Source organism: Brevibacterium sp. 50QC2O2 (assembly GCF_024580675.1).
Classification (GTDB): Bacteria; Actinomycetota; Actinomycetes; order Actinomycetales; family Brevibacteriaceae; genus Brevibacterium; species Brevibacterium moorei.
Map to the genome: position 1 here is coordinate 99,596 of NZ_JANIJZ010000005.1, position 20,569 is coordinate 120,164.

A 20,569-nucleotide genomic window follows, 5' to 3' on the forward strand; every position below is an offset into this window, starting at 1 on the left:
CGGACATCCTACCGGTGGCGTAAAAGTAGGACGGTGTCACAAAAGGGTGCTCTGCGGCCCGATCGAGCGGAAGTTTGTGACACCGTCCTACTTTTGAGCTCTCTCCCGGTATTGTCCATCGGATGTTTGGTCCGCCGCTCGCGCACAGTGTTGGAAAACAGTCCAATATCGTCTATATTGTGATCTGAAACATAGGATGTCTCCTGTGTTCGGCACGATAGAGCCCGCAAAGATGCGGGCGTGGCTCGAAGAGGAGCACACACGACGATGATGAGAACACCATGACGGCGCCGGCGGCGCCGCCGTTGCTGGAGATCCGCGGGGCGTCGAAGTCATTCCCCGGGGTCAAGGCTCTGGACGCGGTCGACCTCGACCTGTACCCCGGTGAAGTGCTCGCACTGATCGGTGAGAACGGGGCGGGGAAATCCACCCTGATGAAGCTGCTGTCCGGGGTCTACAGCCCTGACGCCGGCGAATTCTTCGTCGACGGGCAGCAGGTCACGATCGAGGACACGAAGCGCGCGGAAGAACTGGGCATCGCGATCATCCATCAGGAGTTCAACCTGATCGACGATCTGACGGTGGCCCAGAACATCTACCTGGGCCGTGAGCCCCGGCGCGGCCCCTTCATCAGCGATGCGGCGATGATCCGCGACGCCCAGGCACTGTTCGACCGGCTGGGCCTGGCGCTCGACCCGCGTGCGACGGTGGGCGATCTGACGGTCGCGGCCCAGCAGATGGTGGAGATCGCCAAGGCGCTGAGTGTGGATGCGCGCATCCTGATCATGGACGAGCCGACCGCGGCGCTCAACGACGAGGAGGTTGCGACCCTGCACCAGCTGATCCGGCAGTTCGCGGGCCCCGACACCGGCGTCATCTACATCTCCCACCGGATGCCCGAACTCAAGGCGATCAGCCAGCGCACGGCGGTGCTACGCGACGGCCGCTATATAGGTACGGTGTCCACCGCCGAGACCGAGACTGCGGAGGTCATCCGGATGATGGTCGGACGCGAGATCGACACCTCGGCCGGGCCCGATCCCTATACCGGAACCGGTGAGGCGGTGTTGGAAGTCGTGGGTCTGAGCACCAAGGACAAGCTGCGCGACATCGACCTGGAACTGCGCGCGGGCGAGATCCTGGGGCTGGCCGGCCTGATGGGAGCCGGCCGGACCGAACTGGCCAGGGCTATCGTCGGGGCCGACCGCACCAGCGGGGGCCGGATCATGGTCGGCGGCCGCCCGGTCCGGATCCAGAATCCGGCCCGAGCGGCCGCCCTGGGCATCTGCTATCTGTCCGAGGACCGCAAACAGCTGGGGATTGTGGTCGACCAGTCGGTCAGGGACAATGTCGCCCTGCCCAGCCTGCCCCGGTACTTCCGCAGGCTGTTCGCCGACGAGCGCGCAATCGACGCGGACACCCGGACGATGGTCGAGCGCCTCAACATCAGGACCCCGTCGATCCGCCAGGAAGTCGGCCGGCTCTCCGGAGGTAATCAGCAGAAGGTCGCCATCGCCAAGTGGTTGGTGCGCGACTGCGATGTGTTCATCTTCGACGAACCCACCCGCGGCATCGACGTGGGCGCGAAAGCGGAAATCTACCGGCTCCTGCGCGACCTGAGTGCGCAGGGCAAGTCGATCATCGTCATCTCCTCCGAACTGCCCGAGGTCCTGGCCCTGTCCCAGCGAATCGCAGTGATGAGTGAGGGAAGACTGGCCGGAGTGCTCGACGGGGCCACGGCGACTCAGGATTCGATCATGGAACTGGCTACCCGGTTCAGTAACCCGGAAGAGGTTGTGGCCTGATGCAACAGACAATGCAGCAGACTGTGCAGACGAAGTCCCCCGCGAGCGGATTGCTGGGCGGACTGCGCAATTCGATTCAACAGTTGCTGGCCGTGGCCAGCCTGGTCCTCATCGTGATCGTCTTCGCGATCATCAATCCGGGGACCTTCCTGACGTTGACGAACATGTCGACGATCCTCACCGCGGTGACGACAGTGGGCATCCTGGCCCTGGGCGTGACCTTCGTGATCATCACCGGCGGGATCGACCTGTCGATCGGCACCGGCATGATCTTATGCGGGGTGATGGCCGGCGTCTTCGTGACGAATCTGGGCCTGCCGGTCTTCCTGGGCATCCTGCTGACCATCGTCTTCGGCGCGATCCTGGGCCTGATCAACGGCTTCAACATCGCGGTGCTACACCTGCCCCCGTTCATCGCGACCCTGGGCATGATGATGGTGACCCAGGGGCTGTCGCTGGTGATCAGCGGCACCAAGCCGATCTACTTCACCGATACCCCGTCCTTCGGCGCGATCATGAATCACTCCCTGGTCCCCGGGATGCGGCTGCCGGTCGGTGGCGTGGTGTTCGTCGTGCTCATCGTGATCGCCTGGGTCATGTTGCAGAAGACCCTGGTGGGCCGCAACGCCTTCGCCATCGGCTCGAATGAGAAGGCGACGGCCCTGTCCGGGGTCAACGTCAAGCGCTGGTTGGTGGGCATCTACGTGCTGTGCGGCGTGTTCGTCGGCATTGCCGGAGTGCTGTCGGCCTCCCGGCTGTCCTCGGCCCAGCCCACCGGCGGCGCCGGCGTCGAACTCCAGGCGATCGCCGCCGTCATCATCGGCGGCACCTCGATGACCGGCGGCCGCGGTTCGATCGTGGGCACCGTGATCGGCGCCCTCATCATGGCGGTGCTGGACAACGGCCTGCGCATGGCCGGTGTAGCCCAGGAATGGCAGCAGGTCGCCATCGGCGTGGTCGTGCTGGTCGCCGTCTACCTGGACATCGTGCGCAAGCGCTCGTCGTCGAGCAGCTGATTCGCAGGCGGAACCCGAACGTCGATCAGAAGTATCCGAACCTCAATCCACCCCCACCCCGTTCAAAGGAGAACACCATGAAGAAGAACAGAATCTGGTCCCTGGCAGCCGGCATCGCCGCGGCGAGCCTGTTGCTGACCGCTTGCGGTTCCGGCGGCTCGTCGGACGGCGGAACCGGTGGCGATGACGCCAAGGGCAAGACAGTGGCGATCGTGTCCAAGGGCTATCAGCACCAGTTCTGGCAGGCTGTGAAGAAGGGCGCCGAGGACAAGGGCAAGGAACTGGGCGTCAACGTCACCTTCGAGGGCCCCGATAAGGAGACGAACGTCGATCAGCAGGTGACCCAGCTGCAGGGCGCCCTGGACAAGCAGCCGGCCGCCCTGGGCATCGCCGCACTGGACTCCAAGGCGGTCATCCCGCTGCTCGACCAGGCGAAGTCCTCCAACATCCCGGTGATAGCCTTCGACTCCGGGGTGGACAGCGATATCCCCGTGACCACCGTGGCCACGGATAACAAGGCCGCCGCGGCCGAGGTCGCCAAGCACTTGGCCGAGGCCATCGACCACAAGGGCAAGATCGCCGTTGTGACCCATTCGGAGACGGCGGTCACCGGCATCGACCGCCGAGACGGCTTCGTGGAGTACATGAAGGAGAACGAGCCCAACATCGAGATCGTCGCGCAGCAGAACGCTGACGGCGATCAGGCGAAGTCGGCGGACACGACGAAGGCCATCATCCAGTCCAACCCCGATCTGGTCGGGATCTACGGCACGAACGAGGGCGCGGCCGTCGGCGTGCTGCAGGGCGTCAAGGAACTGGGCGATAAGAAGGTCAAGGTCGTCGGCTTCGATTCGACGAAGACGCAGATGGACGCGATCCGCGGTGGCACAGAGCTGGGCGCGGTGACACAGGATCCGATCTCGATCGGCGCACAGACCGTGCAGGCGGCCGTCGACGCGATCGAGGGCAAGGACCTGAAGAAGACGACTCCGACCGGCTACTACTGGTATGACAAGTCGAATATCGATGACGAGAAGATCAAGCCGCTGCTCTACGAGTGAGTCGTAGCCCCAGCCCCCATCAAACACCTATAGGAACCTAGGGTTTCCTATAGGTGTTTGATATGGTGGGGACAACAAAGTCGTTGCATCATCTCAGGAAGGACTGACACCGTGTCCAATCCCGCGAATCCCGAAAACCCGAATTCCGAAAGCCCCGTGGTCTCCGGAGCCCAGGCCGCCTCGGCCGCCATCGTGGCCGCCGATGCCGCATTCCGCACGGCCCGCACCCACACCAGGGAGGAACGCGCCGCCTGGCTCGACGCGATCGCCGACGCGCTGGAGGCCCGCCGGGCCGAAATCGTGCCGTTGGGAGTCGCGGAGTCCAACCTTCCCGCCGGCCGCCTCGAAGGCGAACTGACTCGCACCTGCTTCCAGCTCAAGCTGTTGGCCCAGGAGGCCCGCGAGGGCCAGTTCCTCGACGCCACGATCGACCACGCCGATTCGACCTGGGGGATGGGCCCGCGCCCCGACCTGCGCCGCATCAACGTCCCGCTGGGCGTCATCGGCGTGTTCGGCGCCTCGAACTTCCCGTTGGCCTTCTCCGTCATCGGCGGGGACTCGGCCGCGGCCCTGGCCGGCGGCAATGCAGTGGTCCACAAGGTCCACGACGCACACATGGGCCTGGGCACTCTGGTCGTCGAGACCGTCACCGCCGCTCTGGCAGCCGCCGGCGCGCCGGCCGGCCTGTTCGCGGGAGTCTCCGGCCTCGAGGCCGCACAGACCCTGGTCGACCACCCCCTGACCAAGGCCATCGGCTTCACCGGCTCCGAGGCCGGCGGCCGCGCCCTGTTCGACCGCGCCGTGGCCCGACCCACCCCGATCCCGTTCTACGGCGAACTGGGTTCGTTGAACCCCGTGGTCATCACCGAGGCCGCCTGGGACGCCCGCGCCACCGAGCTGCTCTCCGGTTTCGCCGGCTCTTTGACCAATGGTGTCGGCCAGTTCTGTACCAACCCCGGCATGGTCTTCCTGCCGGCTGCCGCCGCCACGCAGGCGAACGCCGAACTGCCGGCCCTGCTGGCCGCCCAGGACATGGGCGCCGGCATGCTGACCGAGGGCATCGCGCACAACTTCACCGTCCACCGCGATGAGGTCGCAGCCGCCCCCGGCGTGACCACGGAGGTCGCAGGCGACAACGCCAATCCGCCGGCCCCTGCGATCCTGACCATCGCGGCCGCGGACCTGAGCGCGGACCACCCGGCCCTGCACACCGAGATGTTCGGCCCCGCCGCCGTCATCATCACGTATGCGAACCGCGAAGAGCTCATCGAGACAATCGGCCTGCTCGGCGGCCAGCTCACCGGCACCCTGCACAATGAGGACGGCGAGGACGTCGCCGACGTGCTGACCGCTCTGGCCGATAAGGCCGGCCGCGTGCTGCGCGGGGGCTGGCCCACCGGCGTCACCGTGTCCTACGCCCAGCAGCACGGCGGGCCGTATCCTGCCGCCACGATGTACGGCACCTCGGTCGGCACCGCCGCAATCGGCCGCTTCATGCGGCCGGTGGCCTTCCAGGACTACGAGGACGCGCAGCTGCCCGCCGAACTCCAGGAGGCCAACCCGACCGGCATCGCCCGCCGTGTGGACGGCGTTTGGCAGGCCGCCCGATGAGCACCACCGGCCCGCTGACCGCGGCCTTCCCCGCCACCGTGCGCGAGGTCCTACCCGTCGACCAGACGGACGGCACCTTCGTCGCCCGCCTGTACGACCCCGCCCAATCCCGCCCCGTCGTCGCGGCCTACCGCGGCGAAGAGCTCTGGGACGCCTCGGCGCTGGGACTGACCTGTGCCGATCTGCTCGAGCGCGAGAACCTGGCCGGCGACCTGGCCGGCCTGATGACCGGGCCCGCGACGTGGACGATCGACCAGGTGCAGCTGCCCGACCACGCACAGGCGGGGCCCCGGCCCGAGCGCCTGACGCTGTTGCCACCGGTCGACCTGCAGGCGCTCAAGGCCTGTGGTGTGACCTTCGCGGGCTCCATGATCGAACGCGTCATCGAGGAGCGCGCGGCCGGCGATCCCGCCCGCGCCGCCGCGATCCGCACCCAGATGGCCGAGGCCGTGGGACGCGACCTGTCCACGATCGTCCCCGGCAGCCCCGAGGCCGCCGCCGTGAAGGAACAGCTGATCGCCGCCGGCTGGTGGTCGCAGTACCTGGAGGTGGGCCTGGGCCCCGACCCCGAGGTCTTCACCAAGGGCCAGGTGCTGTCCGCCGTGGGCAGCGGGGACACGATCGGCATTCCCGCCTTCTCCAGCTGGAACAATCCGGAGCCGGAACTGGTCCTCCTCGTCACCCCGACGGGCCGGATCGCCGGTGTCACCCTGGGCAACGATGTGAACCTGCGCGATGTCGAGGGCAGGTCCGCCCTGCTGCTGGGCATGGCCAAGGACAACAACCACTCGACCGCCCTGGGCCCGGTCATCCGCGTCTTCGACGAGAAGTTCACGATCGAGGACGCGCGCACCTTCACGATCGACCTGAGCGTCAAGGGCACCGACGGCTACGAACTGCACGGGGAGAACTCCGTGGGTTCACTCTCGCGGACCTTCGAGCGCCTCGTCGCCGCGACCCTGGGTGCCCATCACCAGTACCCGGACGGCTGCGCCATTATGACCGGCACGCTGTTCGCCCCCACCCAGGACCGCAATGTCCCCGGCGAGGGCTTCACCCATGCGAACGGGGACGTGGTCTCAATCGAGAACCCCCTGGTGGGCCGCCTGGTCAACCGGGTGGGCGCCTGCGAGGAGCTGGCCCCGTGGACATACGGGCTGCGCGAGCTCATGGCCGATCTGCGCCCATGAGCACCACCGGCACCGCCAAGTCCGACCGCGCCAAGCAGGACACCGTCGCTGCGGTCTACGAGTCGATCAGCGAGCGGATCTCCGCGAAGGACCTGCCTCCGGACACCCGGTTGAACATGGATCGCCTGGCCCGTGAGCTGGGGGTCTCGCAGACCCCCGTACGTGAGGCCCTGCGGATGCTCGAGGGCGCGGGCCTGGTGGTGGCGGCCCCCCGCGGCTACACCACCACCGGCCTGCTCGACGGTGCCGCGCTGCGCGATATGTACGAGGTCCGGCTGCTGTTGGAGCCCTGGGCCGCGGGCGCGGCCGCGACCAGCCGGGTGGGCAATCCGGGCCGGGCGATGCTCGCCGAGCTCGACCGGTTCCGGGCGCTCGAGGCCGCGGGCGCCGCCGGGGACGAGCTGGTCCGCGAGATGTCGCACCACGACGAGGCGTTCCACCGGGCGATCTTCGATTCGGTCGACAACCCCTTCCTGACCACGGCATTCACCCAGTTGCACGCCCATCTGCACCTGTACCGGCTGTACCCGCCCGGCGCGGATTCCACCGCGACCATCACCGAGCACCAGGCGATCGCCCAGGCGATCGCGGATGCCGATCCGGCCGCTGCCAGGGCTGCGATGGAGGAGCATCTGCGGGGTTCCCTGGACCGCTTCGCCCAGGGCATCGAACCCGCGCAGCGGCCCGGAATCGCGCAGATCCGCTCGGGCCGTTCGGGGCAGAACAGCCCTACTGCACCGGTAGGATAGTGGCATGGCGCTCACGGACGATGCACTGGCGAAGATCAAGGACCTCATCGTCACCGGTGAGCTGAAACCCGGGGACCGCCTGCCCCCGGAGGCGGAACTCTCCGAACGCCTGGGCCTGTCGCGCAATTCCCTGCGGGAGGCGGTCAAAGCCCTGGACTTCATCAACGTGCTCGACGTGCGCAGGGGCTCCGGCACCTATGTCACATCCCTGTCAGCGGCGGACCTGACCGATGCCATCGGGTTCTTAGTCGAGGTCCACTCCTCGGGCTCCCTGGCCCAGATCCTCGATGTGCGCCGCGTGTTCGAGGCGGAGACCGCCTATCGCGCTGCCCAGCGGATCGACGCGGCCGGGCTGGCCGAACTACAACGGCTGATCGACGAGACCGACCCGCAGTCCATCGAATCGCTGGTGGACAAGGACTTCGAGTTCCACGGCACCATCGCGGGCTATGCGGACAACGACTACCTGGCGGCCCTGCTGCAGGCGGTGTCCGTCAAGACCAGCCGGGCGCGCACCTGGCGTGGGCTGACCCAGGACGGCGCGGTGGAACAGACCCTGCAGGAACACCAGGCGATCCTCGACGCCCTGGCGGCCGGCGACCCGCAGCGGGCGCAGGCGGCGATGATCGTGCACGTCTCCGGAGTCCAGGACTGGGCGGCGGAGACGGGCGGACCCGAATAGAGACCCCGAGAAAGACGCCGCCCCGTCACACATATTCGCGCATCGGTTGAACCGAGGAATATGTGTGACGGGGCGGCGTTCTGGGTTCTGGGCCCGGGCCCGGCCCCGGAATCAGCCCCGGCGTCAGTTGCGCAGGCGCAGGCCCTGCATGCCGCCGTCCACGGCGACTGCGGTGCCGGTGGTCGAACCCTGCAGGGGGCTGGCCAGGAACGCGATGGTCCTGGCGACCTCGGTCGGCTCGACCAGGCGGCCGTGGGGCTGGCGGGCGTTGAGCTGGCGCAGCTCCTCCTCCGGGTTCTCCGCCTTGCTCAGCAGTCCACCGGTGACCCAGGGGGTGTTGGCGGTGCCGGGGCATACGGCGTTGACGCGGATGCCCTCGTGGATGTGGTCGGCGGCCATGGCCAGGGTCATCGAGTAGATCGCGCCCTTGGTCGCCGAGTACAGCACGCGCTCGGGCAGGCCCGCGGTCGCGGCGATCGAGGCGGTGTTGACCACGGCGCCGTGCTCGGACTTGCGCAGGTGGGGCAGGGCCGCAGCGGTCACCCGGGCCACCGAGACCACGTTGACGTTGAGCACCTTGTTCCACTCGGCATCGTCGTTGGCGTCGACCTGTCCCTGCGCGCCGATCCCGGCGTTGTTGATGACGATGTCGATCCCACCGAATTCGCCGGCGGCCGACGCGACGGCGGCGTTGACCGAATCACGGTCGGAGACGTCGCACTTGATGCCCAGGGCACCGGCCGGTGCCGCATCCGGGTTGAGGTCGAAGACCGCGACCTTGGCCCCACGGGCCAGCAGCAGTTCGGTTACGGCCTTGCCGATTCCCGAGGCCCCACCCGTGACGATGGCCGACAGGCCCGCGAATTCCGTATCGATGCTCTCGATAGCACCCATGTTCACTTGTCTCCCTTCAGACGATCCATAGCGGTCACAGCACCCGCGCCGGCGGGGACGGTGACCTGGAAGTACTCCTGCTTCTGCGCGCCCAGGCCCTCGACCTCGACCTCGGAGACATCGCCCGGAGCCAGGAACGGGAACTTGCCCGACAGCGCTACGCCCTTGGGCGTGCCGGTGGAGATGATGTCACCGGGCTCCAGCTGCATGAACTGGGACAGGTGGTAGACGATCTCCTCCACCGGGAAGATCATGTCGGAGGTATTCGAGCCCTGCCGGGGTTCGCCGTTGACGCGGCTGGACAGGTTGAGATTGTGCGGGTCGATGGCATCGGCGGTGACCAGCACGGGGCCCACCGGCATCGAGTCCTTGACGCACTTGCCCTTGGCCCACTGGCCACCGGAGTAGGTCTGCTGGTAATCGCGCTCGGACAGGTCGTTGGCGACCATGTAGCCGGCGATCGCATCCAGGGCGTCGTCGGTGTTCGTCAGGTATTCGACCTGCTTGCCGATGACCACGCACAGTTCGACCTCCCAGTCGAACTTCTGCGCCTGCGGCGGGATGCCAACGGCATCGTAGGGGCCGGTGACCGTATTGGGGGTCTTGAAGAAGATGATGGGCGACTCCGGGGGATTGTCCCCGGACTCCGCGGCGTGCTCGGCGTAGTTCTGGCCGATGCAGATCACGGAGCCTGCCGCGGCGATCGGCGCGCCGATGCGCTGGCCGGCCACATCGATAACGGGCAGGGAACCGGCCTCCAGTGCGGCGGCGACCCGGGCCGGGCCCTCGGCCCAGAACTTCCCGTCGATGTCGCCGATGGAGCTGATGTCGTAGTGCTTGTCGCCGGCGTGGACGACGGGGGTCTCATGCCCCTTCTCGCCGATGCGCAGGAATTCCATAACGTCTCCTTATATAGGTGTTTTCAGGTCAGCGGTAGTCGGCGGGGTCGCGTTCCAGGAGGCCACGCGAGACCGCTTCGGCCCAGAAGGCCTCGGGGACTTCGGCGTCGAACAGTTCGATGTCGCGCGCCACCTGTTCGGGCGTGCGCATCCCCAGGGTCACATTCGTCACCGCCGGATCGCGCAGGCTGAACTGCACGGCCGCCGCGGGCAGCGTGGTGCCGTGGGCCCTGGCGAGGTCCGCCAGGGCCTGGGCCTTGGACACGATGTCCGCAGGAGCTTCCTCGTAGTTGTACTTCGCCTGCGTCAGCGGGTTCTCATTGGCCAGGATGCCGGAGTTGAACACGCCCACATTGACCACGCCCACGCCGCGTGCCGCGGCGGCCGGGAGCAGGTCGGTGCGCCCGCCCTGCTCCAGCAGCGTATAGCGCCCGGCCTGCATGACGACGTCGATGTCCGTCTCCTGGACGAAGCGGGTCAGCATCTGCGCCTGGTTCATCCCCGCGCCCCAGGCCCCGATCACGCCCTCATCGCGCAGCCGGTTGAGGGTGGGCACCGCGCCCTCGAGCGCCTCGGCCCAGAATTCGTCCGGATCGTGGATATAGGCGATGTCGATCCGATCGACGCCCAGGCGCTCCAGCGATTCGGTGATGGAGCGCTCGATCCCGGCCGGCGAATAGTCGCGCACCCGCGCCATATCACCGGGCACCGCGAAGCCCTCGTCGTCGAACTCCTTCGGGTGTTCGGCGGGCCGGATCAGCCTGCCGACCTTGGTCGACAGGATGTACTCATCGCGTGGCTTGTCGGCCAGGACCGCGCCGGTGCGCTTCTCGCTCAGGCCCAGCCCGTAGTGCGGGGCGGTGTCGAAGTACCGGATCCCGGCGTCCCAGGCGGCGGATACGGCGGCCTGGGCCTCGTCATCGGTGATCTGCTTGTACAGGTTGCCGATCGGGGCGCCGCCGAAGCCCAGCGTGTGCAGATCGGCCAGCCGGCCGATCAGCGGATTCTTCACAGTCATCGTGACTCCTTCATAGTCTGTGTGTTCCCGGCCTGGTCGTCTGCGGGCACGTCGTCGTCTGCCGGCACGTCTGCGAGGCCGTAGAACCGCAGGGCGTTGTCGCTCAGGACCGCCTCGAGCTCATCGGCCTCAAGGATGCCGGCCAGGGTGAGGTGGAGCGCGCCGAACCAGACCCGGTAGTCCAGTCCGTGCGCCAGGGTGGAGACCGGGTGGTCGCTGCCGAACATCACCCGGTCCGCTCCGAAGGCCTCCAACAGCGGTGGGATGAAGGTCTGTGCCAGTTCACCGGCCAGTTCGCCGGCGACGGGGCCCGGCACCTGGCCGGGCAGGCCGGAGACCTTCACGGCCAGGGACTCGATCGTGGCCAGGCGCCGGATCCCCGGCAGCCAGGCGTCCCGCGCCGCGGTGAGCACCGCCGAGCGCTGCGCGGCCCCGGACACCCCGGCCAGCCCCTCCAGGCCGGGTTTGGCGATGTGGTCGAGCACCACGCCCGAGGCGTCCCCGCGCTGCGCTGCCACGGCCTCCAATAGCCCGGCGAGTTCTGCTGCCTGCTCGTGGCGGATGCACACATCCACCCGCAGACCGGCCGCCAAGACGGCCAACAGGCCGGGCAGGCGCTCGGCCAGGGCCCCGGCGGGCAGGCCCTCGAAGTTATCGCGCACCCCCACCACCAGGGGGAATTCCCGCAGGGCGGACAGATGCCCGGTCAGCGCCACGGTGTCGAGCAGGTCCGCCGCCGCGACGATCCCGCGGATGTCTGCGGCCGCGGCCAAGTCCGTGACCCAGGCGACCTCGTCCAGGCGCTGGGCCTCGGCCACCCCGGCCTCGATGAACACCGCGCCGGCGGGCAAGCCCCCAGCGGGGAAGCCGGGGGCTCCCGGGAGACTGGCCTGCGGCAGGTCCGCGTTGCCGTCCATCCACGGATAGGCGAAGCGGTCCCTGTCCCACAGGTGCAGGTGCGCGTCGAACATCAGGCCACGACCCCGATGGTCAGCAGCAGGTTCGCGTACTGACGCTGATCCCCGGTGGCCACGACCACCGCGATGTTGGGATCGCGGGCGGCATCGTAGAAGGCGAAGCGCTCGAGGCCGGTGAACGGCACATCGGGCAGCAGCGCGCCGTAGCCGTCGACCGCAGGGGCCCGCCCGCCGGTGGCGTCGAGCATGAAGGTCGCGGCCTCGATGTTGACCGTGGCGGCCAGGGGCTCAAGCACCTGATCGACGCTCAGCAGTCCCGGGGTCACGTTCAGCGGGATTCGGGTGGCCGCGGCCGGAGCCCCCGTATTGTGCGGATAGTTGCCGTCGGCCAACAGCACCTGGGTGCCGTGGCCGCAACGGCCCAGGGCCGCCAGCAGCTCGGGGTGGAGCAGTGGAGTCTTGAGCATATCGGTTCCCCTTTCTGAAAGCCTCAGGCCGTGGCCGAGGCCTGGCGCCAGTGCGCTTCGATCTCCTCCAGCGACTTGCCGCTGGTCTCCGGGACCCGCGCCAGCACATACCAGCATGCCAGAGCGGACAGGGCGGCGAAGATGAAGAACACCCACGGCCCGATCCCGGCGAGCACGACGGGGAAGATCGCGGAGAAGATGGCATTGAACAGGTACTGGGTGAAGGTGATGACCCCGGTGCCGATCGCGCGCACCGACAGGGGCAGGACCTCGGGCACCAGCAGCCAGAACACCGGACCCATGCCGATGCCGAAGGCGAAGGTGTAGACGAACACCGCGGCGATCGAGAACCAGCCGGCGTCGGGCAGCAGCCACAGGGCGATCATCGCGATGGTCTGGCCGGCCATGGAGATGGCCAGCAGCTTCACGCGGCCCAGCCGGTCGATGATCGGCAGGGCGATCGCGGTGGACACGACCAGGGCGATGCCCACGCCGTAGTTGGCGTACATGCCGGCCGAATCGCCCATCCCGGATTCCTGGAAGATGATCGGGGCGTAGTAGACGACCGCGTTGATGCCGGTGAAGACCTGGAAGAACGTCAGGATGAACAGCACGATCAGCGGTTTGCGCGATGAGGTGAACAGCGCCTTGATCCCGCCGGTCTGGCGGCTCAGGCTGCCCGCGATGTCATCGGCCTCGGCCCTGGCGATGTCCTCGGTGGCGCGCAGGGTGGAAAGCACCTTGACGGCGTCCTCGTGGCGGCCGCGGGTGATGAGCCAGCGCGGGCTGGCCGGCGCGATGATCATGCCGATCAGGAAGATCAGGGCGGGCACGGCGCCCAACCCCAGGATCCACTCCCATTTGCCGGATGCCTGGAAGGCGTCGCCCACGATGTAGGCGCACAGGATGCCCAGGTTCACCGCCAGCTGGTACATGCCGGTGAGCAGCCCGCGGATCCGGGTGGGGGAGAGCTCGGAGAGGTAGATCAGGCCGAACATGTTCGCGATCCCCACGCCCAGGCCCAGGAAGAAGCGGGTCGTGCCGATCAGCCCGACGCCGGGGGCGAAGAAGAACACGAGCGAGCCGACGAGGAAGATGACGGCCGCGACGATGAGCAGGTGGCGGCGGTCGAACCGGCGCGCGGCGATCGAGGCGCCGATGATCGAGGGCAGGGCACCCCACAGCAGCAGCGAGGTGATGAGCCCCTGCTGGCCCGCGTCGAGCCCCAGCTGTTCGGTCATCGGCGGCAGCGCGCCGGAGATGGCCCCGGAGTCGTACCCGTAGAGCAGTCCGGAGAATCCGGCCAGGATCGCGATGAACACGACCTTGCCCGTGATCGGCTCCTTCGAATGGTCCACAGCGGCGTGGGCCGAGGTTGTAGTCAAGGCTGGATGCCTTCTTTCGTGAAGCGGTGGTTCGATGGTGGACTACTGGGCGGCGGGAGCCGCCGGCGCCGCTGCGATGGCGGCGCGTCCCTCGGGGGTGTCGGCCCATTCGGGGCCGAACGGGAAGGCGAAGTCGTGCAGGGTGGCGGGCAGGACCTCGGCGCCGGAGCCGGGTGCGGCCGGTGCCCAGTAGCGTCCGGCGTGCACATCGGTGGGGGTGACGAAGTGTTCGTGCAGGTGGTCGACGAACTCGATGCAGCGGCCCTCCATGGTGCCGGAGACTGCCACGAAGTCGAACATCGACATGTGCTGGACCAGCTCGCACAGCCCCACGCCGCCGGCGTGGGGGCACACGGGCACGCCGGCGTGGGCGGCCAGCAGCAGGTTCACGATGTTCTCGTTGACGCCGGCCACGCGGGAGGCGTCGATCTGCATGACGCGCAGCGCATCGGCCTGCAGGAACTGCTTGAACAGGATGCGGTTCTGGCAGTGTTCGCCGGTGGCCACCGGGGTCGGCGAGATGCCCTGCTGGATCGCGGCGTGGCCCAGCACGTCGTCGGGGCTGGTGGGCTCCTCGACCCAGCGCAGGTCGAACTTGGCCAGGTCGTTGATCCAGGAGATCGCCTCGGCGACGTCCCAGCGCTGGTTCGCGTCGATCGCGATGGGGAAGCCCTCACCGCAGATCTCGCGGGCGATCGACAGGCGGCGGATGTCGTCTGCGCGGTCGGCGCCGACCTTGAGCTTGATCTGCTCGAAGCCGTCGGCGATCGCCTCGCGGCACAGTCGGGCCAGTTTCTCATCCGAGTAGCCCAGCCAGCCGGGGCTGGTCGTGTAGGCCATGTAGCCGTTGTCCTTGAGGTACTGGATGCGTTCGGCCCTGCCGGCCTCGCCGCGCTTGAGGATCGCCAGGGCGTCCTCGCGGGTCATGAAGTCGCTCAGGTAGCGCAGGTCGACCAGGTCCAGCAGGTCCTCGGCGCTCATGGTGCCCAGCAGTTCCCACAGCGGCATGCCGGCGCGCTTGGCCTTGAGGTCCCACATGGCGTTGACCACGGCGCCGATCGCCATATGGCTCACGCCCTTCTCCGGGCCGAGCCAGCGCATCTGGGAGTCGTGGACCAGCTCACGCCAGAAAGATCCCATGTCTTCGAGGATCGGTTCGACCTCGCGGCCCTTGATCGTCTGGGCGATGACGCGGATCGCCTCGGTCTGGATGTCGTTGCCGCGTCCGATCGTGAAGACGAAGCCGTGGCCGGCGTCGGGGGCGCCCGCGGCGTCGTCCGTGGTGCGCACGATCAGGTAGGCGGCTGAGTAGTCAGGGTCCGGGTTCATGGCGTCCGAGCCGTCGAGGCTCTTGGACGTCGGGAAGCGCAGGTCGACGACATCGATGTCGGAGATGGTGGACATGATGGCCTTTCCGTGGAGATCACTGGTGGATTCGGGCGGCGGCCAGTGCACGATACTCGACATCTGGCGGCGCTGCCCGTCATGTCTTGATTCAAACATAGGATGTTTCGCGCGGTCAACCGAATTCGGTGTCTCCTTGCGCATAACCCCGATGTCTTATAGGTTACTTGAAGTTCCTATAGGAACGCCCGATAAGTGACATGACGGAACGGTGAGAGCCTCCGCCGTGACCCCGTGCAAAGGAGCATGCCCGATGGCAATCGCGCTCGATCGATCCAAGGACGGATCGCAGACCGCACCCGCAATACCCGCGGACCGGAAGAAGAACGTCAAACGGACAGCGGCGGCCGGCATCGTCGGCAGCATCATCGAGTTCTACGACTTCACCCTGTTCGGCCTGGCCGCAGCAGTGGTCTTCGGCCCGCTGTTCTTCCCCAGCCAGTCGCCCGCCGCGCAGACGATCAGCGCGCTGCTGACGTTCGCAATCGGCTACATCGGCCGGCCCATCGGCGGCATCGTCTTCAGCCACTTCGGCGACCGCTGGGGCCGCAAGCCCATGCTGCTGGCCACCCTGCTCATCATGGGCGTGTCCACGCTGGCCATCGGCATGTTGCCGACCTACCAATCGGTGGGCCTGTGGGCCCCCGCACTGTTGGCGATCTGCCGGATCGTCCAGGGCATGGGCGCCGGCGCCGAACAGGTCGGCACCATGGTCATGATGGCCGAGAACGGCGGGAGGAAGGGCCTGGGCCTGCGCATCTCCCTGCCCGGCATGGGCACCTTCGGTGGCATCGTCATCGCCACCGCCGTCTTCGCAGTGGTCTCCACGCTGCCGGAGGAGGCCCTGTTCAGCTGGGGCTGGCGCCTGCCCTTCTTCTTCGCCGTCATCACGATCGCCATCGGCATGTGGATCCGCTTCGGGATCACGGAGACCGAGGAGTTCTCCAAGGTCGAGGACCAGGGCAAGGTCACGAAGGTCCCAGCGCTCGAGGCCATCAAACAGCAGTGGAACCGCATCCTGGTGGGCTGGGGGATCGCCGGACCCTATCTGGCCTTCTCCACCCTGGTCCAGGTCTACATGCTGTCCTACATCACTAAGACCCTGGGCATGCCGGCCAGCTTCGGCCTGACCGCGAACCTGGTCTCCTCCATCCTGGCCGTCGCCGGCGTGCCCTTCTTCGGCTGGCTGACCGACAAGGTCGGCCGTGTCACCGTCTGGCTGTTCTCCATGCTGATGTTCGTCGTCTTCGGTCTGACCGCCTTCGGACTCTTCGGCACCGGTAACGAGCTCATCATCATCGCCACCATGGTGCTGGGTCTGAGCATCGCCCTGGCCAGCGGCTACGCCTCGCACAGCGTACTGCTGTCCCGCCTGTTCAAGCCCGAGCACCGGCTGTCCGGCCTGGTCCTGGTGCGCGAGCCCATGTCCGCCTTCCTGGCCGGGCCCATCGCCGCGGTTGCAGCTGCCCTCGTCACGGCCGCCGGGGACAAGCCCTGGCCCGTCACCCTGCTGTTCGTGGGCTTCGCCGTGATCGGCGCCATCACCGCTTTCGCGACTCGCGCCTGGTACAAGGACTGACCCCGCGCACCCCATCACCGCCTCCCGAACCCTCGAACTCCCGAACTCCCGAAGGAAACCACCCATGAAGTACGACGTCACCGGATTGCTGGGCTTCGCCTCGGCCGCCCTGCAGACCCAGCACGTGCCGGCCGATGCGGCCCGGCTGACCGCCCGCAGCCTGGTCCAGGCCGACCAGCGCGGCATCAACTCCCACGGCCTGCTGCGCCTGCCGCTCTACGTCTCCGCCCTGCGCGAGGGCGGGATCAAGGCCAATCCGGAACCCGTGCTGCGGGCAAACGGTGCCACCGCAACGCTGAACGGTGACGCCGGCCTGGGGCAGGTCGTCATGCAGCGCGCGCTCGACTGGGCCGTGCAGGCCGTGGCCGAGCACGGAATCGCCGCGATCTCCGTGGATAACTCCAGCCACTACGGTGCCGGGCAGTTCTGGACCGATCAGCTGGTGGCCCGCGGGCTGGTGGGCTTCCTGACCTCGTCCACGGGACCCACCGTCGCCCCCTACGGCGGCGTGTCCACCGTGCTGGGCACCAACCCGCTGACCATCGCCATGCCCAGCGCTGGGACCGACCCGCTGACGGCCGATATGGCGACCTCCAACGGGGCCTTCGGCAAGGTGATGGCGGCCAAGCAGGCCGGGCAGCCAATCCCCGCCGGCTGGGCGGTCGACGCCCAGGGCAATCCGACGACCGATCCGCAGGGTGCGATCGACGGGGCCCTGGTGCCCTTCGGCGACCACAAGGGGTCCGGCGTGTCCGTGCTGCTCGAAGGCTTGGCCTCGGCCCTGAACACCGCCACCTACGCATTCGACACCCAGGACATCTGGGACAACCCCGCCTCCCGGATGAACAACGGCCACTTCCTCATCGCCTTCGACACGGAGCGCTTCGCCGGCCGCAGTGCGGTCGAAACCAAGGTCGCGGCCCTGCAGGACGCCGTCCACGGCGCCGGCGCCCGGGCCGCCGACGGCAGCCGGGCCGCGGTCCTGGTGCCCGGTCAGAAGGAATACACCCTGCAGCGGGAGTATGCGGCCGCAGTGGAACTGGGCGACGCCCTGGTCGCCGATCTGCGCACCCTGGCCACTGGCCTGGACGTGGACGCCGCGGCGCTGACCGCGGTGGGATAGGGTTCCGCCATGAGCCACGAGACCACTGGGCCGAAGACGCCCCAGTACATTCTGCCCACACCCGAAGACAACGTCGCCATCGTGCCGCGCCGCCTCGAAGCCGGGACCACCGTTCTCATCGAGGGGGTGCCGCGGGTGCTCGCACACCCTGTCCTGCAGGGCCACCGCATCTGCGTGCGCCCGATCGCCCGGGGTGCGGCACTGACCTCCTGGGGGATGCCCTTCGGCCACGCCCTGGCCGATCTGCTGCCGGGGGACTATGTGTGCAATGAGAAGATGCGCCAGGTGCTGCTGGCGCGCCACCCCGGCGAGTTCCCGGCGGACCTGCCCGTGACCTTCCGCGACCGCGACACCGTGGCCGACCGGACCCTGCCCGAACATCCGGAATACGGGCCCAATGTGCCCACCCGGGCCCATGAGCGCACCTTCCCCGGCTTCCACCGGGGACCCAAACGGGGCTGGGGGACGCGGAACCACCTGGCGATCATCGGGGTGACCTCGCGCTCGCGGGCCGCGGTGTTCGCCGCCGCCGCACGACTGGCCGAGATCCACCCCGCCACCGCGGACTTCGACGGGGTGGTCCCCGTGGTCCACACCGAGGCCGGTGGGGCCACGGCACCGGCGAACAAGGACCTGCTGTTGCGCACCCTGGCCGGCTTCGCGGTCAATCCGAACGTGGGCGCCGCCGTGTTCGTGGGCGATCCGGACAATGCGGTGAGCAACGCCGAGGTGCTCGCCGCCCTGGCACATGTGTACGCGGACCCGCAGGAGTACGCGGTGCGCTTCTGCCTGGCGGCCGATGCCGGAGACGAGGCGGTCGAGGGTATCGTGCGGGTGGCCGAGACCGTGGCGCCGCGGGTCGTGGCCCAGCGCCGCACGCCGGCGCCCCTGTCGGCCCTGCGGGTGGGCCTGCAGTGCGGCGGCTCGGACGCCTTCTCCGGGGCGAGCGCCAATCAGGTCCTCGGCGATGCGATGTTCCGCCTGGTCGACCACGGGGGAGCGGCGAACCTGGCCGAGACCGATGAGCTGATCGGCTCCGAGGTCCACACCCTGGCCCGGGTCGCCGAGCCCGGTGTGACGGACAGGTTCTTAAGCGTCCAGCAGCGGTTCAAGGACTATGCCGCGGCCCATGGGCACACGGCGGAGGGCAATGTGTCCGGTGGCAATATCTACCGCGGCCTGTACAACATCACTCTGAAGTCCCTGGGCGCATCGCGCAAGAAGGATCCCCGGCTGGCGATCGACTACGTGATCGACTACGGCGAGCCGATGACGGCCCCCGGCTACTGCTTCATGGACTCACCCGGCAATGACCTGGAGTCCATCGCGGGCCAGGTGGCCGCCGGTTGCAATCTCATCATCTTCACCACCGGCAACGGCTCGATTACGAACTTCCCCTTCGTGCCCACCCTCAAGGTGGTCACGACGACCGAGCGCTTCACCAAGCTGGAGTCCGATATGGACTTCAACGCCGGCCGGATGCTCGATGGGCTGCCCCTGTCCGTCTGCGGGGAGGAGCTGTTCGAACTGGCCCTGGCCACGGCCGGGGGAGTCCGCTCCAAGGGCGAGGCCTCTGGTCAGTCGCAGACGCAGATCTGGCGGTCCTGGAGCGATCATCCGGTGGCCTCGGCCCGGCCCGCGGGGCATCCGCTGGTCGCGGCCGCTGCCGCTGGCGGGGACCTCGGCGCCGGTGCGCCGGTGTCCGCCCGGGTGGACCTGGTGCTGCCCACCAGTCTGTGTTCGGGCCAGGTGGCCGAGCAGATCGCCCACGGCGAGAGTGCCCCGGGTCCCGGGCAGGGCGGCGCCGGACTGCCGGTGATCGCCCTGCCGCACACCGAGGGCTGCGGGGTGTCCAGTGGCAGTGCCGAGGAGATCTTCCGCGATACCCTGATCGGCTATGCGACGCACCCCTATGTGGGCAGCTGCGTGTTCTTGGAACACGGCTGCGAGAAGACGCACAACGACTACTTCCATTCGGCCCTGGCCGAACGCGGGGTGGACGCCGGGGCCTTTGGCTGGGCGAGCATCCAGGGTGACGGCGGAATCGCGGCAGCCACCGCGCACGTGCGCGGCCTGTTGGGCGACCGGGACGATGCGGGGGCCCCGGCCGCCGGCCGTCTGGACGGTCCCGTCGTCGGGATTGCCACCGGCCGGGGGGCCGCTGACGGACTCGTGGCCGAGGCGATCGAGGTGATCCGCGGACTGTTGGCCCAGGGCGGCTCCGTATTGGTGGCCCAGGGAGATCCGCTGCTGGCCGATCCGCGATTCCGCACGGCCTTCGGCATCCCGGGCACCGGCCCGGTGGCTCCGACCCTGGCCTATGCCGGCGTGGTGACCGAACCCGGACTGCACGTGATGGAGCTGGGCACCGGCGACTGGCTCGAGGCCGCGACCGGGATGGGTGCCTGCGGTGCCCTGGCCCTGCTCGTGTTCACCTCCGGCCGGCCCTGGCAGCCGCACCGCTTCATCCCCACCGTGCAGGTGGGGGCAGCACCCGTCGCCGGGCTGGACGTCGTGCTGTCCGGGGCCTCCGAGGCGGCGCCGACCAGGGCCGGCGGCGAGGGATCCGTGCGCTCCGCGCTGGCCGCGGCGCTGGCCGGTGAGTTCGCCTCGCAGACTCCGCCGCGGGCCGATGTGGGCTTCCAGCTCACGCGCGGGGCACTGGGTATCTCGATGTGAGGGCATCCCGTGTTTCGGATCACTGTGGATCCATCGGATTCATTTGGATCCGAAACATGGGATGATTCTTGCAATGTACATCACATTCAT

At 68.2% G+C, this 20,569-nt stretch carries 17 protein-coding genes; 10 read left to right on the top strand and 7 right to left on the bottom strand.

Annotation, left to right across the window (positions count from 1 at the left end):
* The first annotated feature begins 281 nt into the window (after positions 1-281).
* The 7 genes from NQ038_RS05905 (at position 282) to NQ038_RS05935 (ending at position 8,114) form a co-directional block, all read left to right on the top strand.
* Positions 282-1,805 carry a sugar ABC transporter ATP-binding protein gene (locus NQ038_RS05905; RefSeq protein ID WP_257062065.1) on the top strand — a complete coding sequence of 508 codons (1,524 nt, stop codon included), beginning with the start codon at positions 282-284 and terminating at the stop codon, positions 1,803-1,805.
* Entirely contained in the window at positions 1,805-2,821 is a 1,017-nt protein-coding gene (locus tag NQ038_RS05910) for an ABC transporter permease (RefSeq protein ID WP_257062066.1), read from the top strand. Before NQ038_RS05905 ends, NQ038_RS05910 begins: the two co-directional genes overlap by 1 nt.
* Positions 2,822-2,898: 77 nt before the next feature.
* Complete coding sequence (locus tag NQ038_RS05915; RefSeq protein WP_257062067.1) at positions 2,899-3,882, top strand: ABC transporter substrate-binding protein; 984 nt, start codon at positions 2,899-2,901, stop codon at positions 3,880-3,882.
* A 111-nt stretch (positions 3,883-3,993) separates the two neighbouring features.
* The gene (locus tag NQ038_RS05920) at positions 3,994-5,493 is read left to right on the top strand and encodes an aldehyde dehydrogenase (NADP(+)) (RefSeq protein WP_257056979.1); all 1,500 of its coding nucleotides are present in this window, start codon (positions 3,994-3,996) and stop codon (positions 5,491-5,493) included.
* Entirely contained in the window at positions 5,490-6,683 is a 1,194-nt protein-coding gene (locus NQ038_RS05925) for a fumarylacetoacetate hydrolase family protein (RefSeq protein ID WP_257062068.1), read from the top strand. The genes NQ038_RS05920 and NQ038_RS05925 overlap by 4 nt, the downstream gene beginning before the upstream one ends.
* Positions 6,680-7,432 carry a GntR family transcriptional regulator gene (locus tag NQ038_RS05930; protein WP_257062070.1) on the top strand — a complete coding sequence of 251 codons (753 nt, stop codon included), beginning with the start codon at positions 6,680-6,682 and terminating at the stop codon, positions 7,430-7,432. The genes NQ038_RS05925 and NQ038_RS05930 overlap by 4 nt, the downstream gene beginning before the upstream one ends.
* A gap of 4 nt (positions 7,433-7,436) precedes the next feature.
* The gene (locus NQ038_RS05935) at positions 7,437-8,114 is read left to right on the top strand and encodes a FadR/GntR family transcriptional regulator (RefSeq protein WP_257062071.1); all 678 of its coding nucleotides are present in this window, start codon (positions 7,437-7,439) and stop codon (positions 8,112-8,114) included.
* A 123-nt stretch (positions 8,115-8,237) separates the two neighbouring features.
* Here NQ038_RS05935 and NQ038_RS05940 read toward each other — a convergent pair whose 3' ends face one another.
* The 7 genes from NQ038_RS05940 to NQ038_RS05970 are packed head-to-tail and all read right to left on the bottom strand — an operon-like array spanning position 8,238 to position 15,098.
* The gene (locus NQ038_RS05940; protein WP_257062072.1) at positions 8,238-9,008 is read right to left on the bottom strand and encodes an SDR family NAD(P)-dependent oxidoreductase; all 771 of its coding nucleotides are present in this window, start codon (positions 9,006-9,008) and stop codon (positions 8,238-8,240) included.
* A gap of 2 nt (positions 9,009-9,010) precedes the next feature.
* A complete protein-coding gene (locus NQ038_RS05945) occupies positions 9,011-9,907 on the bottom strand; it encodes a fumarylacetoacetate hydrolase family protein (protein WP_257062073.1) in 897 nt (298 codons plus the stop codon).
* 28 nt (positions 9,908-9,935) lie between these two features.
* Positions 9,936-10,925: an aldo/keto reductase gene (locus tag NQ038_RS05950; RefSeq protein ID WP_257062074.1), complete on the bottom strand. Its 990-nt coding sequence runs from the start codon at positions 10,923-10,925 to the stop codon at positions 9,936-9,938.
* Complete coding sequence (locus tag NQ038_RS05955; RefSeq protein ID WP_257062075.1) at positions 10,922-11,896, bottom strand: amidohydrolase; 975 nt, start codon at positions 11,894-11,896, stop codon at positions 10,922-10,924. Before NQ038_RS05955 ends, NQ038_RS05950 begins: the two co-directional genes overlap by 4 nt.
* A complete protein-coding gene (locus NQ038_RS05960; protein WP_257048089.1) occupies positions 11,896-12,309 on the bottom strand; it encodes an RbsD/FucU family protein in 414 nt (137 codons plus the stop codon). The genes NQ038_RS05955 and NQ038_RS05960 overlap by 1 nt, the downstream gene beginning before the upstream one ends.
* 23 nt (positions 12,310-12,332) lie before the next feature.
* Positions 12,333-13,694, bottom strand: coding sequence for a sugar porter family MFS transporter (locus tag NQ038_RS05965; protein ID WP_257048090.1), 1,362 nt, complete (start codon positions 13,692-13,694; stop codon positions 12,333-12,335).
* A 42-nt stretch (positions 13,695-13,736) separates the two neighbouring features.
* On the bottom strand, positions 13,737-15,098 hold the full coding sequence (locus NQ038_RS05970; protein ID WP_257048091.1) for an enolase C-terminal domain-like protein: 1,362 nt from the start codon (positions 15,096-15,098) through the stop codon (positions 13,737-13,739).
* 253 nt (positions 15,099-15,351) lie between these two features.
* Between NQ038_RS05970 and NQ038_RS05975 the strand changes: the two genes are divergently transcribed.
* The 3 genes from NQ038_RS05975 (at position 15,352) to NQ038_RS05985 (ending at position 20,479) form a co-directional block, all read left to right on the top strand.
* The gene (locus tag NQ038_RS05975; protein WP_257062076.1) at positions 15,352-16,677 is read left to right on the top strand and encodes an MFS transporter; all 1,326 of its coding nucleotides are present in this window, start codon (positions 15,352-15,354) and stop codon (positions 16,675-16,677) included.
* 64 nt (positions 16,678-16,741) lie between these two features.
* Complete coding sequence (locus NQ038_RS05980; RefSeq protein ID WP_257062077.1) at positions 16,742-17,800, top strand: Ldh family oxidoreductase; 1,059 nt, start codon at positions 16,742-16,744, stop codon at positions 17,798-17,800.
* Between the two features lie 9 nt (positions 17,801-17,809).
* Positions 17,810-20,479 carry an altronate dehydratase family protein gene (locus tag NQ038_RS05985; RefSeq protein WP_257062078.1) on the top strand — a complete coding sequence of 890 codons (2,670 nt, stop codon included), beginning with the start codon at positions 17,810-17,812 and terminating at the stop codon, positions 20,477-20,479.
* The last annotated feature ends 90 nt before the right edge of the window (positions 20,480-20,569 follow it).

Bases quoted from the DNA above. Each gene is read 5' to 3' on its own strand.
- NQ038_RS05985 (WP_257062078.1), top strand. From the start codon at position 17,810: ATGAGCCACGAGACCACTGGGCCGAAGACGCCCCAGTACATTCTGCCC.
- NQ038_RS05915 (WP_257062067.1), top strand. From the start codon at position 2,899: ATGAAGAAGAACAGAATCTGGTCCCTGGCAGCCGGCATCGCCGCGGCG.
- NQ038_RS05940 (WP_257062072.1), bottom strand. From the start codon at position 9,008: ATGGGTGCTATCGAGAGCATCGATACGGAATTCGCGGGCCTGTCGGCC.
- NQ038_RS05955 (WP_257062075.1), bottom strand. From the start codon at position 11,896: ATGTTCGACGCGCACCTGCACCTGTGGGACAGGGACCGCTTCGCCTAT.
- NQ038_RS05905 (WP_257062065.1), top strand. From the start codon at position 282: ATGACGGCGCCGGCGGCGCCGCCGTTGCTGGAGATCCGCGGGGCGTCG.
- NQ038_RS05950 (WP_257062074.1), bottom strand. From the start codon at position 10,925: ATGACTGTGAAGAATCCGCTGATCGGCCGGCTGGCCGATCTGCACACG.
- NQ038_RS05975 (WP_257062076.1), top strand. From the start codon at position 15,352: ATGGCAATCGCGCTCGATCGATCCAAGGACGGATCGCAGACCGCACCC.
- NQ038_RS05970 (WP_257048091.1), bottom strand. From the start codon at position 15,098: ATGTCCACCATCTCCGACATCGATGTCGTCGACCTGCGCTTCCCGACG.
- NQ038_RS05930 (WP_257062070.1), top strand. From the start codon at position 6,680: ATGAGCACCACCGGCACCGCCAAGTCCGACCGCGCCAAGCAGGACACC.
- NQ038_RS05960 (WP_257048089.1), bottom strand. From the start codon at position 12,309: ATGCTCAAGACTCCACTGCTCCACCCCGAGCTGCTGGCGGCCCTGGGC.
- NQ038_RS05935 (WP_257062071.1), top strand. From the start codon at position 7,437: ATGGCGCTCACGGACGATGCACTGGCGAAGATCAAGGACCTCATCGTC.
- NQ038_RS05945 (WP_257062073.1), bottom strand. From the start codon at position 9,907: ATGGAATTCCTGCGCATCGGCGAGAAGGGGCATGAGACCCCCGTCGTC.
- NQ038_RS05980 (WP_257062077.1), top strand. From the start codon at position 16,742: ATGAAGTACGACGTCACCGGATTGCTGGGCTTCGCCTCGGCCGCCCTG.
- NQ038_RS05925 (WP_257062068.1), top strand. From the start codon at position 5,490: ATGAGCACCACCGGCCCGCTGACCGCGGCCTTCCCCGCCACCGTGCGC.
- NQ038_RS05910 (WP_257062066.1), top strand. From the start codon at position 1,805: ATGCAACAGACAATGCAGCAGACTGTGCAGACGAAGTCCCCCGCGAGC.